The 12883-nt window shown below is 73.7% G+C and carries 7 protein-coding genes; 6 read left to right on the forward strand and 1 reads right to left on the reverse strand.

The features are described from left to right. Positions 1-172: 172 nt before the first annotated feature. Entirely contained in the window at positions 173-3694 is a 3522-nt protein-coding gene (gene metH / locus IHE55_RS04345) for a methionine synthase (protein WP_197987805.1), read from the reverse strand. Between the two features lie 227 nt (positions 3695-3921). Between metH and IHE55_RS04350 the strand changes: the two genes are divergently transcribed. The 6 genes from IHE55_RS04350 to mtnC all read left to right on the forward strand — a co-directional run bounded on the left by IHE55_RS04350 (position 3922) and on the right by mtnC (position 12853). Next, positions 3922-4686 carry an IclR family transcriptional regulator gene (locus tag IHE55_RS04350; RefSeq protein WP_197987806.1) on the forward strand — a complete coding sequence of 255 codons (765 nt, stop codon included), beginning with the start codon at positions 3922-3924 and terminating at the stop codon, positions 4684-4686. 681 nt (positions 4687-5367) lie between these two features. Then, a complete protein-coding gene (locus IHE55_RS04355) occupies positions 5368-6159 on the forward strand; it encodes an MIP/aquaporin family protein (RefSeq protein ID WP_197987807.1) in 792 nt (263 codons plus the stop codon). Between the two features lie 50 nt (positions 6160-6209). Then, on the forward strand, positions 6210-7751 hold the full coding sequence (gene glpK / locus IHE55_RS04360) for a glycerol kinase GlpK (protein ID WP_197987808.1): 1542 nt from the start codon (positions 6210-6212) through the stop codon (positions 7749-7751). Positions 7752-7757: 6 nt separating this feature from the next. Further along, positions 7758-9371 (forward strand): glycerol-3-phosphate dehydrogenase/oxidase, encoded by a 1614-nt coding sequence (locus IHE55_RS04365; RefSeq protein WP_197987809.1) that lies wholly within the window; start codon positions 7758-7760, stop codon positions 9369-9371. Positions 9372-9936: 565 nt separating this feature from the next. Next, positions 9937-11697, forward strand: a complete 1761-nt coding sequence (locus IHE55_RS04370; protein WP_197987810.1) for a pyridoxal-phosphate dependent enzyme — start codon at positions 9937-9939, stop codon at positions 11695-11697. A 439-nt stretch (positions 11698-12136) separates the two neighbouring features. Next, positions 12137-12853 (forward strand): acireductone synthase, encoded by a 717-nt coding sequence (gene mtnC, locus IHE55_RS04375; protein ID WP_197987811.1) that lies wholly within the window; start codon positions 12137-12139, stop codon positions 12851-12853. The last annotated feature ends 30 nt before the right edge of the window (positions 12854-12883 follow it).

Genomic DNA, 12883 nt, shown 5'->3' on the forward strand with positions numbered 1-12883 from the left:
GCCTCACCGGATCGTCCAGTCTACGTCGGGGCCGTCCTGCACGCCCGTCGATTTCCACCGGCCGGTTCCGCTTCCGGTTCCGGCCGCCCCTGCGCCCGCCTCTCCCGGCCCCGGCCGCAGCGCGGCACCGGCCGCGGCACGGCCCCGGCACGGAGCGGCCGGGGCCGCGGGGTCAGCGGGCGTTGAAGTACTTCGCCTCCGGGTGGTGGATGACGATGGCGTCGGTGGACTGCTCGGGGTGCAGCTGGAACTCCTCGGAGAGCTGGACCCCGATCCGCTCCGGCCGCAGCAGCTCGGCGATCTTCGCCCGGTCCGCCAGCTCGGGGCAGGCACCGTAACCGAGCGAGAAGCGCGCGCCGCGGTACTTCAGGTCGAACATCTCCCGCACGTCGGCCGGGTCCTCGGCGGCGAAGCCCAGTTCGGCCCGGACCCGCGCGTGCCAGTACTCGGCGAGCGCCTCGGCGAGCTGCACCGACAGGCCGTGCAGCTCCAGGTAGTCGCGGTAGGCGTTGGCGGCGAACAGCTCCGCGGTGGCCTCGCCGATCCGCGAGCCGACGGTCACCACCTGGAGCCCGACGACATCGATCTCGCCGGAGTCCTCGGGACGGAAGAAGTCGGCGAGGCACAGCCGCCGGCCCCGGCGCTGGCGGGGGAAGGTGAAGCGGGTCAGCTCGCTGCCGTCCTCGTTGAGCAGCACCAGGTCGTCGCCCTTGGAGACACAGCGGAAGTAGCCGTAGACCACGGCCGCCTCCAGCAGGTTCTCGGTGTGCAGCTTGTCCAGCCAGCCGCGCAGCCGCGGCCGGCCCTCGGTCTCCACCAGCTCCTCGTAGCCGGGGCCGTCGCCGGTGCGGGCCTGCTTCAGCCCCCACTGGCCCTTGAACAGCGCGCCCTCGTCCAGCCAGGAGGCGTAGTCGGCCTGCTGGATGCCCTTGACCACGCGGGTGCCCCAGAACGGCGGGGTGGGCACCGGGTTGTCGGTGGCCACGTCGGAGCGGACCTGGCCCTGCTCGGGCTCCGGCTCGGCGACCTCGGCGGTGGCGCGGCGGGCGACCCGGCGCTGCTTGAGCTCGGGCAGCGCGGCGCCGGGGACCCCGCGCTTGACGGCGATCAGGGCGTCCATCAGCCGCAGGCCCTCGAAGGCGTCCCGGGCGTAGCGCACCTCGCCCTCGTAGATCTCGTGGAGGTCCTGCTCGACGTAGGCGCGGGTGAGCGCGGCGCCGCCGAGGATGACCGGGTACCGGGCGGCCAGCTTGCGCTGGTTCAGCTCCTCCAGGTTCTCCTTCATGATCACCGTGGACTTCACCAGCAGGCCGGACATGCCGATGACGTCGGCCCGGTGCTCCTCGGCGGCCTCCAGGATCGCCGAGACGGGCTGCTTGATGCCCAGGTTGACCACGTTGTAGCCGTTGTTGGAGAGGATGATGTCCACCAGGTTCTTGCCGATGTCGTGGACGTCGCCGCGGACCGTGGCGAGCACGATGGTGCCCTTGCCCGTCCCGCCGTGGCCGTCGTCCACCTTCTCCATGTGCGGCTCCAGGTAGGCGACGGCGGCCTTCATCACCTCGGCGGACTGGAGTACGAACGGCAGCTGCATCTGGCCGGAGCCGAACAGCTCGCCGACCACCTTCATGCCGTCCAGCAGGGTGTCGTTGACGATGTCGAGCGCCGGGCGGGTGGTCAGCGCCTCGTCGAGGTCGGCCTCCAGGCCGTTGCGCTCGCCGTCGATGATGCGCCGCTTGAGACGCTCCTCCAGCGGCAGGGCCCGCAGCTCCTCGGCCTTGGACGCCTTCATCGACCGGGTGTCCACGCCCTCGAACAGCTCCAGCAGCCGCTGCAGCGGGTCGTACCCCTCGCGGCGCCGGTCGTAGATCAGGTCCAGCGCCACCTGCACCTGCTCCTCGTCCAGCCGCGCGATGGGCAGGATCTTGGAGGCGTGCACGATCGCCGAGTCCAGCCCGGCCTTGACGCACTCGTCGAGGAAGACGGAGTTGAGCACGATCCGGGCGGCCGGGTTGAGGCCGAAGGAGATGTTCGACAGGCCGAGCGTGGTCTGCACCTCCGGGTGGCGCCGCTTCAGCTCGCGGATCGCCTCGATGGTGTTGACGCCGTCCTTGCGGGACTCCTCCTGGCCGGTGCAGATGGTGAAGGTCAGGCAGTCGATGAGGATGTCGGACTCGCGGATGCCCCAGTTCCCGGTGAGGTCGGCGATGATGCGCTCGGCGATGGCGACCTTGTGCTCGGCGGTCCGGGCCTGGCCCTGCTCGTCGATGGTGAGCGCCATCAGCGCGGCGCCGTGCTCCACCGCGAGCCGGGCGACCTTGGCGAACCGCGAGTCGGGACCGTCGCCGTCCTCGTAGTTGACGGAGTTGATGACCGCCCGACCGCCGAGCTTCTCCAGACCGGCGCGGATGACGTCCACCTCGGTGGAGTCGAGCACGATGGGGAGGGTGGAGGCGGTGGCGAACCGCCCGGCCAGCTCCGCCATGTCGGCCACGCCGTCCCGGCCCACGTAGTCCACGCACAGGTCGAGCATGTGCGCGCCCTCGCGGATCTGGTCGCGGGCCATCTCCACGCAGTCGTCCCAGCGGCCCTCCAGCATCGCCTCGCGGAACTTCTTGGAGCCGTTGGCGTTGGTGCGCTCGCCGATGGCCAGGTAGGAGGTGTCCTGGCGGAACGGCACCGCCTGGTAGAGGGAGGCGGCGGCCGGCTCGGGACGCACCTCGCGCGGGGCGGGGGTGAGGTCGCGGACCCGCTCCACCAGCTGCCGCAGGTGCTCGGGGGTGGTGCCGCAGCAGCCGCCCACCAGGGACAGGCCGTACTCCCGGACGAAGGTCTCCTGGGCGTCGGCCAGCTCCGGGGGCGTCAGCGGGTAGTGGGCGCCGTCCTTGCCCAGCACCGGCAGGCCCGCGTTGGGCATGCAGGACAGCGGGATGCGGGAGTGGCGGGCGAGGTACCGCAGGTGCTCGCTCATCTCGGCCGGGCCGGTGGCGCAGTTCAGGCCGATCATGTCGATGCCCAGCGGCTCCAGGGCGGTGAGCGCCGCGCCGATCTCCGAGCCCAGCAGCATGGTGCCGGTGGTCTCCACGGTGACCGAGCAGATCACCGGCAGGTCCAGGCCCGAGAGCTCCAGGGCGCGGCGGGCGCCGATGACCGCCGCCTTGGTCTGGAGCAGGTCCTGGGTGGTCTCCACCAGCAGCGCGTCGGCGCCGCCGGCAATCAGACCCTCGGCGTTCGCCTGGTAGGCGTCGCGCAGCGTGGTGTACGGGGCGTGGCCCAGGGTCGGGAGCTTGGTGCCCGGGCCCATGGAGCCCAGCACCCAGCGCTGCCGGCCGTCGGCGGAGTGCTCGTCCGCCACCTCCCGGGCGAGCCGGGCGCCGGCCTCGGAGAGTTCGAAGACGCGGTCGGAGATGTCGTACTCGCCCAGCGCCGAGTGGTTGGCGCCGAAGGTGTTGGTCTCGACGCAGTCCACGCCGGCCTCGAAGTAGGCCGAGTGGACCGAGCGCACGATGTCGGGACGGGTGAGGTTGAGGATCTCGTTGCAGCCTTCGAGCTGCTGGAAGTCCTCCAAGGAGGGGTCCTGTGCCTGAAGCATCGTGCCCATCGCTCCGTCGGCCACCACCACTCTGGAGGCGAGTGCCTCGCGCAGTGCTGCGATACGGGGGGCGGCTGCGGACGATGGCGTGTACGAGGCCATGGAAATGCTCCCTGGGGTGCGACGGCTGTCGGCTTTGCGCCCTCGTACGAGGAGCGCACCCGGTCAGCGTAGCCCCCACGACCGCCGCGGGGGCGGGTGGTTCCACCAGCCGGGACGGCGCACGGGATCGAAGAGGATGATCGTTCGCGCCGTCCGCGGTACCACAAGGTCGGCATGGACCGATAGTGTTCAGCATTGTCGAACCCGCACCGTGGGGAGGAAACGCGATGGCACGGACCATCCAGTCGCTGGAGCGAGCGGCGGCGATGCTGCGACTGCTCGCCGGCGGCGAGCGGCGCCTCGGCCTGTCCGACATCGCCTCCGCCCTGGGGCTCGCCAAGGGCACCGCGCACGGCATCCTGCGCACCCTCCAGCAGGAGGGGTTCGTCGAGCAGGACGCCGCCTCCGGCCGCTACCAGCTGGGCGCCGAGCTGCTCCGGCTGGGCAACAGCTACCTCGACGTGCACGAGCTTCGGGCGCGCGCCCTGGTCTGGGCCGACGACCTGGCCCGCTCCAGCGGGGAGGCGGTCTACCTGGGCGTGCTGCACCAGCAGGGGGTGCTCATCGTGCACCACGTCTTCCGCCCCGACGACAGCCGGCAGGTGCTGGAGGTCGGCGCGATGCAGCCGCTGCACAGCACCGCGCTGGGCAAGGTGCTCTCGGCGTACGACCCGGTGGCGCACAGCGAGGCGGCCGAGGGCGAGCGGAAGGCGTACACCGCCCGTACGGTCACCCGGATGACCGATTTCGAGGAGGTCCTGGACCTGACCCGGGCGCGCGGCTGGGCCGCCGACGTGGAGGAGACCTGGGAGGGCGTGGCCTCGATCGCCGCCCCGATCCACGACCGGCGCCGGATGCCGGTGGGCGCGGTGGGCGTCACCGGGGCCGTCGAGCGGGTCTGCCCCGCCGGTGAGCTGCGGCCGGACCTGGTCGCGGCGGTCCGGGACTGCGCGCGGGCGGTCTCCCGCGACCTGGGCGCCAGGCCCTTCTAGTCCTCGGGCCCCGCCGGCCGCCGGCCGCCTTCCGGTACGGGCGTCGGCCCTCGGGCCGCGCCGGCCGTCGGCCCTCCACCCGTACGGGCACCGGCACCGGGCGGCCCGCTCGCGCCGGCCCGGTCGCCGGTGCCCCCGCCCCTCCCGGCCCGCCCCCTCCCGCCCGTCCCGGTCCGCCCGGCTCCGGGCCCCCGGCCCGGACGCGTACCGGCCCGGCAGCGCCGGCCCCGGGGGCGCGCCACCGGCCGCGGTGGCGCCGGGATGTGACCGGCACCGATCCGACCGGAATCCGACCCCACGGGGGGCCGGCGCCCTCCCGCCGGTGCGCGCCCCGCTCCCCCTCCCGGGCCGGCGCCGCGACCCGCCCGCGGTGCTCGGCGGTGCCCCCGCGGGACGGGTGGGCCGGGTGTTGCGGTCCGTGCGACGCCGCAGGTCACGAGTCGGTTTCGGGAGGTTTGAGGGCCCCTTGTTACCGACGAGTTTTCAGTCACAGAAGTCTTGACGGGCCCCGCAGTGTACAGAAAACTGCCGTGCATCGGTCGGCATTGTCGAACACCTGACGACAATATTCGCTATGGTGGACTCGCCGCGGGCCGACCAACGCCCTCACCCCTGAGGGCGCGGACCTCCGGAGGGACCCGGGGTTCGCCTTCCCCTGGACGAAGGACAAAGGAGTCGCGGGTGTCCAGCCTCGACATCTTCACCGGCGAGACGATCGGTACCGCCGTACTCATCCTGCTGGGCGGTGGCGTGTGCGCCGCCGTCACCCTCAAGAGTTCCAAGGCCCGGAACGCGGGATGGCTCGCCATCACCTTCGGGTGGGGCTTCGCCGTTCTCACCGGCGCCTACATATCGGCCCCCCTCTCCGGCGCGCACCTCAACCCGGCCGTGACCCTCGGCCTGGCGATCGAGGGCGGCACCGAGTGGAGCGACGTCCCGCTGTACGTCGGGTCCCAGCTCCTCGGCGCGGTCATCGGCGCCGCCCTCGTCTGGGTGACCTACATGGGTCAGTTCCACGCCCACCTCACGGACCCGGAGATCGTCCGGGCGCAGACCGGGCACGAGGGGATGGTGGACAAGGCCGCCGCCCCGGCCGCCGGCCCGGTGCTCGGCGTCTTCTCCACCGGCCCGGAGATCCGGAACGTCGCGCAGAACATGGCCACCGAGATCATCGCGACCGCGGTGCTCGTCCTGGCGATCCTCACCCAGGGCCTGAACGGCGACGGCGACGGCCTCGGTGTCCTCGGCGTCATGGCCACCTCGTTCGTGGTGGTGGGCCTGGGCCTGTCGCTCGGCGGCCCCACCGGATACGCCATCAACCCGGCCCGTGACCTCGGCCCGCGCATCGCACACGCCCTCCTGCCGCTGCCGAACAAGGGCGGCTCGGACTGGGGCTACGCCTGGATCCCCGTCGCCGGTCCGCTGATCGGCGCCGCCCTCGCGGGCGGTCTGTACAAGATCGCCTTCGTCTGACCCCAGCCCCGCCCCGCCCGCCACCGGACACTCCCAGGAGAGCAGTACACATGACCGAGATCCCGACCACCGGTTCCCACGGCCACGGACCGTTCATCGCGGCCATCGACCAGGGCACCACCTCCAGCCGCTGCATCGTCTTCGACCGCGACGGCCGCATCGTCTCCGTCGACCAGAAGGAGCACGAGCAGATCTTCCCCAGGCCGGGCTGGGTGGAGCACGACGCCACCGAGATCTGGCGCAACGTCCAGGAGGTCGTCGAGGGCGCCATCGCCAAGGCCGGCATCACCTCCGCCGACGTCAAGGCGATCGGCATCACCAACCAGCGCGAGACCACCCTGCTGTGGGACCGCACCACCGGCGAGCCGGTGCACAACGCCATCGTCTGGCAGGACACCCGCACCGACGCCCTCTGCAAGGAGCTGGGCCGCAACGTCGGCCAGGACCGCTTCCGCCGCGAGACCGGACTGCCGCTCGCCTCCTACTTCTCCGGCCCCAAGGTCCGCTGGCTGCTGGACAACGTCGAGGGCCTGCGGGAGCGCGCGGAGGCCGGCGAGATCCTCTTCGGCACCATGGACTCCTGGGTCATCTGGAACCTCACCGGCGGTGTGGACGGCGGCCGGCACGTCACCGACGTCACCAACGCCTCCCGCACCATGCTGATGAACCTGCACACCATGGAGTGGGACGAGCGCATCCTGCAGTCCATGGAGGTGCCGGCCGCCGTGCTGCCGGAGATCCGGTCCTCCGCCGAGGTCTACGGCACCGTCAAGGGCGGGGCGCTGGACGGCGTCCCGGTCGCCTCCGCGCTCGGCGACCAGCAGGCGGCGCTGTTCGGACAGACCTGCTTCTCCGAGGGCGAGGCCAAGTCCACCTACGGCACCGGCACCTTCATGCTGATGAACACCGGCGAGAAGGTCATCAACTCCTACAGCGGCCTGCTCACCACCGTCGGCTACCGGATCGGCGACCAGAAGCCGGTCTACGCCCTGGAGGGCTCGATCGCGGTCACCGGTTCGCTGGTGCAGTGGATGCGCGACCAGATGGGCCTGATCAAGTCCGCGGCGGAGATCGAGACCCTGGCGTCCTCGGTGGACGACAACGGCGGCGCCTACTTCGTCCCGGCCTTCTCCGGGCTGTTCGCCCCCTATTGGCGCTCCGACGCCCGCGGGGTGATCGCCGGCCTGACCCGGTACGTCACCAAGGCGCACATCGCCCGCGCCGTGCTCGAAGCCACCGCCTGGCAGACCCGCGAGATCACCGACGCCATGACCAAGGACTCCGGCGTCGAGCTGACCGCGCTCAAGGTCGACGGCGGGATGACCTCCAACAACCTGCTGATGCAGACCCTCTCGGACTTCCTGGACGCGCCCGTGGTGCGTCCGATGGTGGCCGAGACGACCTGCCTCGGCGCCGCCTACGCCGCCGGTCTCGCCGTCGGCTTCTGGCCGGACACCGACGCGCTGCGGGCCAACTGGCGCCGCGCCGCCGAGTGGACCCCCCGTATGGAAGCGGACGTTCGCGACCGCGAGTACAAGAACTGGCTCAAGGCCGTGGAGCGGACCATGGGCTGGATCGAGGACGAGGAGTAAAAGACCATGACCACCCTGCAGAGCGTCCCGGCCCTCGGGACGCACCCGGCTGCCGGTTCGAACCCGGGCCGCGCCGAGACCCGGGAACAGCTGTCCAAGGCTTCGTACGACCTCCTGGTGATCGGCGGCGGCATCCTGGGCATCACCACTGCCTGGCACGCCGCGCAGTCGGGACTGCGGGTGGCCATGGTGGACGCCGGCGACTTCGCCGGCGCCACGTCCTCCGCCTCCTCCAAGCTGCTCCACGGCGGCCTGCGTTACCTCCAGACCGGTGCGGTGAAGCTGGTCGCGGAGAACCACTTCGAGCGGCGCGCGGTGTCCCACAGCGTCGCCCCGCACCTGGCCAACCCGCTCACCTTCTACCTGCCGGTGTACAAGGGCGGGCCGCACGGCGCCGCCAAGCTGGGTGCGGGCGTCTTCGCCTACTCGGCGCTCTCCGCCTTCCGGGACGGCGTCGGCCACGTCATCTCGGCGGAGAAGGCCGCCCGCGACGTGCCGGAGCTGCGCACCGAGGGCCTGCGGGCGGTCGCGGTCTACGGCGACGGGCAGATGAACGACAGCCGGATGGCCCTGATGACGGTGCGCGCCGCGGTGGAGGCGGGCGCCACCGTCCTCAACCACGCGGAGGTCGTGGGGCTGCGCTTCACCGGCGGCCGGGTGACCGGGGCGGAGCTGAAGGACCGCACCGACGGCACCGAGTTCGGCGTCAACGCCCGGCTGGTGCTCAACGCCACCGGCCCGTGGGTGGACCACCTGCGGAAGCTGGAGGACCCGGACGCGGCCCCGTCCATCCGGCTGTCCAAGGGCGCGCACCTGGTGCTGAAGCGCACCTCGCCGTGGCGGGCCGCGCTGGCCACCCCGATCGACAAGTACCGCATCACCTTCGCCCTCCCCTGGGAGGACATGCTGCTGCTGGGCACCACCGACGAGGAGTTCGAGGGCGACCCGGCGGACTGCCGCGTCAATGACAAGGACATAGCCCAGATCCTGGACGAGGCCGCGTTCTCCATCCGGGACCAGCAGCTCTCCCGCGACCTGATCACCTACTCCTTCGCCGGGCTGCGGGTGCTGCCGGGCGGCCCCGGCGACACCGCCAAGGCGAAGCGGGAGACCGTGGTCACCGAGGGCCGGGGCGGCATGCTCTCCATCGCCGGCGGCAAGTGGACGACCTTCCGGCACATCGGCCGGACCGTCATGAACAAGCTGGCGCAGCTGCCCGGCCACCCCCTGGCGGAGGACATGGAGCCGGTCTCCCGGCTGCCCAAGCACGTGCCGCTGCCGGGTCTGGCCAACCCGCACGCCGTGGAGCACCGGCTGCTGGTGGACGGCGGTACGCCCGGCCCGCGGATGGCCGCCGACACCGCGCGCCACCTGGCCACCCACTACGGCTCGCTCGCCTTCGACATCGCACGGCTGGCCAACGACGACCCGGCGCTCGCCGAGCGGATCCACCCCGACGCCCCGGAGATCTGGGCGCAGGTGGTCTACGCCCGGGACCTGGAGTGGGCGCACACCGTCGATGACGTGCTGCGCCGCCGCACCACGCTGACCATCCGCGGCCTGGACACCGACGAGGTGCGGGCGCGGGTCCAGCGGCTGCTGGACGACCGCCGCGCCTGACGCGCGGGGCCGCCGCCGGCGGCGATCGGAGGGGAGGGGTCCGGGCCGGGCCCCTCCCCCGCGCCGTCTCCGTACGGCTCCGCCCCGGCCGCGCGGCACGGCCGGGGCCGGGCCGGGCGGCACCGCACGGGACCCACGGCGCGACGGGGCACGATCCGGCGCGAGGGGGCACGACCGGCCGGCCGCGGTCCCGCGCGCCCCGGGGCACGGCGCGGCCGGCGGGCGCGGCAGCGGGCCGGTGGCCACGACGCGACCGGCGGGCCGGGCGCCGCCCTACGCCGCCCGGCAGCCCTCGGCACCACCCGGCAGACCCCGCCTGGCCTGGCATCCCTCCGCACCGCCCGGCAGGCCCCCGCCCTTGCCCGGCAGCCCTCCGCACCGCCCGGGGGCACGACGCGGCCGGCGGCCCGTGCGCGCCCCGGGGCACGACGCGGCCGGTGCAGCGGAACTCCACAGCGGCTCGCGTCCCGGCTGGGAGAGTGTCCGCCGGGCCCGCGGCCGGCGCGCCGCGCGGTCCCGCACACCGGCCGATGCCGCGTCAGCGGCGGAATGCGAGGAACCTTGTATGGATGTCCACACCTCCCTCATCGCGGCGGTCGGGAACACGCCGCTGGTCCGCCTCAACCGGGTGACCGCGGGACTGCGCGCCCCGGTCTACGCCAAGCTGGAGTACGCCGGTCCCGGCGGCAGCGTGAAGGACCGCGCCGCACTGGCGATGGTGGAGGCGGCCGAGAGGGCGGGGGTGCTGCGGCCCGGGGGGACCATCGTGGAGGGCACCTCGGGCAACACCGGGGTGGGTCTGGCCATGGTCGCGGCGCAGCGCGGCTACCGCTGTGTGTTCGCCCTGCCGGACCGGACCAGCGCCGAGAAGGTCGCGGTGCTGCGGGCGTACGGCGCCGAGGTGGTGCTCTGTCCCAGCGGCCTGCCCCGGGAGGACCCCCGCCACGTCTTCGGCACCGCGCGGCGCATCGCCGCCGAGACCCCGGGTGCCTGGCACGCCAACCAGTACGACAACCCGGCCAACCCGGCGGCCCACCGCCGGACCACCGGTCCGGAGATCTGGCGGCAGACCGACGGCCGGATCACCCATCTGGTGGCCGGCATCGGCACCGGCGGCACCATCACCGGCACCGGTGAGTACCTCAAGGAGGTCTCCGGCGGCCGGGTGACGGTGGTGGGCGCCGATCCGCAGGCGTCGGTGTACTCCGGCGGCGACGGGCGCCCGTACTTCGTGGAGAGCATCGGGCTGGTACGCCACCCCGAGACGGTGGAGAACACCTGGCCGGAGTCCTACCGGCCCGCGGTCGTGGACCGGATCGAGCGGATCGGCGACCGCGAGTCACTGCTGACCGCCCGCCGGCTGGCCCGGCGGGAGGGGTTGCTGGCCGGTGCCTCGGCGGGCACCGCGGTGGCCGCGGCGCTGCGCGTCGCCGCCGGGCTGGGCCCGGACGACCTGGTGGTCGTGGTGATCCCCGACTCGGGCCGCAACTACCTGTCCAAGGTCCACGACGACGGCTGGCTGCGGCACTGGGGGTTCCTGGAGGGTGACGGGGACGGGCCGGTGGTGGGCGACGCCGCATCGGTGCCGGCGGTCGCCGGGCTGCGCCCCTCGGACACGGTCAAGCAGGCGCTGGCCACGCTCGACGAGCCCGGCCCGCACCGCCCCGACGAGGACCTGCCGGTGCTGGTGTCGGCGGTGGGGGTGCGCGAGGACGGGGTGGTGATGGCTCCCGAGGTGATCGGGTCGGTCACCGTCCGCGGCCTGCGGATCGCCCTGGACACCGGCACCGCGCTGCCGGACGACGCGATCGGTTCCCGCCTCGCCCCGCCCCCGCCGGTCTTCGGCGCGGGGGAACCGGCCGCCGACGCCCTGGCGGCACTGGAGGAGCGGGACGCGCACGCCGCCGTGGTGGTCCGGGACGGCCGCGCCGACGCCGTGGTCCGCCGCGCGGCGCTCGCCGCGCTCGTCCGCGAACGGGCCGGCGGACCGGGGACGGCCGGCCACCGGCGGGGCGCGGACGACGCGCGGGAGGCACCACAGACGGCGGACGACGCGCGGGAGGCACCGCACACGGCGGACGACGCGCGGGAGGCACCGCACGCGGAGGACCGCGGCCGGCCCGGCCCGGACGGCGGCCGGCACGCGGCGGACGGCGGACACAGCCGGAACGGGGAACCGGCCGGGGCCGGCGCGCGGCGGGTGCCCGGCCGGCCGGCGCCGTACGACGGGCGGGAGGGGGCCGTACCGCACCAGACGCCGGCGTCCGCCCCGGCCCGGCGCTCCCCCGGTGCCTCCGGCTCCGCGGCGGACCGCACCGGGCGCTGACGGCCCGTCACCCCCGGCCGGGGCCGGGGGTGTCCGGCAGCCGGTGACCAAGTGCCCGGAATACGTATGAAGTTTGCGTGACATCGGCGGGTCCGGCGGGTGCCCCGGACGGTCGGCGCACCCGCCCTGACCAGGCGGTACGTGTCGCCGCACGGGCACCGGCGGCGCCACCGGCGGGACGGCCGGGCTTGTCCGACCCCGCCCCGCCCGGCGCGGCGTCGGGTTACCGTGCTCAGTGGCCATGGCCATGCGGAGTCCCGCAGGGTCCCGGCCGCGGCCCGGACCGGAGCCCACCGGCCCGCCGCCCCCGTCCGCGGCCCGTCCCGCCGAGCCTTGAGGAGTGCGTCGTGACACTGCTGACCACCTGGCCGGAATCCGGTCCCGACGCCGTGGTGCGCGTCCCCGGCCCGGACGCGCCCGCGGTGGAACGGGCGGCGGCGTGACTCCCGCCTTCACCGCCGGTTCGGTCGTCCTGGACATCGAAGGCACCACCGGCGCCACCGGGTTCGTCGTCGCGGAGCTGTACCCGTACTCCCGGGAACGCTTCGGGGCGCTGCTGGCCGAACGCGCCGCCGAGCCGGAGGTGCGGCGGGCGGTGCGGCAGATCCGGGAGCTGATCGGTGAGCCCGAGGCGGACCGCGCCCGGCTGGAGGACGTGCTGTGCCGGTGGCTCGACGAGGACCGCAGGGTCGCCCCGCTCAAGACCCTCCAGGGCATCATCTGGTCCGAGGGGTTCGCCCGCGGCGACCTGGTGTCGCACTTCTTCCCGGACGTGATCCCGGCACTGCGCCGCTGGCACGCGGCCGGGCTGCGGCTGCTGAGCTACTCCTCCGGGTCGGTGGCCGCCCAGCTCGCCTGGTACCGGTCCACCCCGGACGGCGATCTGCTGCCGCTGCTGGAGGGCCTGTACGACACCGAGAACGCCGGGCCGAAGGAGTCCCCCGACTCCTACCGGGCCATCTGCGCCGATCTGATGGCCGAGCCGGACAGCCTGCTGTTCCTCTCCGACCGGCGCGCCGAACTGGACGCCGCCCGCGCGGCCGGGTGGTCCACCCTCGGTGTCCGCCGGCCGGGCGAGCCGTACTACGCGGAGGGCGTCGGCGACCACCCGCAGACCGCTTCGTTCGACACGGTGACGATCCGTCGCACACCCTGACCGGTGCGGCGGGCCGGGCCCCGGCGGCGG

It is taken from the genome of Streptomyces pactum (assembly GCF_016031615.1).
Taxonomy (GTDB): Bacteria; Actinomycetota; Actinomycetes; order Streptomycetales; family Streptomycetaceae; genus Streptomyces; species Streptomyces pactus.

Bases quoted from the DNA above. Each gene is read 5' to 3' on its own strand.
- metH (WP_197987805.1), bottom strand. From the start codon at position 3,694: ATGGCCTCGTACACGCCATCGTCCGCAGCCGCCCCCCGTATCGCAGCA.
- IHE55_RS04350 (WP_197987806.1), top strand. From the start codon at position 3,922: ATGGCACGGACCATCCAGTCGCTGGAGCGAGCGGCGGCGATGCTGCGA.
- glpK (WP_197987808.1), top strand. From the start codon at position 6,210: ATGACCGAGATCCCGACCACCGGTTCCCACGGCCACGGACCGTTCATC.
- IHE55_RS04365 (WP_197987809.1), top strand. From the start codon at position 7,758: ATGACCACCCTGCAGAGCGTCCCGGCCCTCGGGACGCACCCGGCTGCC.
- IHE55_RS04370 (WP_197987810.1), top strand. From the start codon at position 9,937: ATGGATGTCCACACCTCCCTCATCGCGGCGGTCGGGAACACGCCGCTG.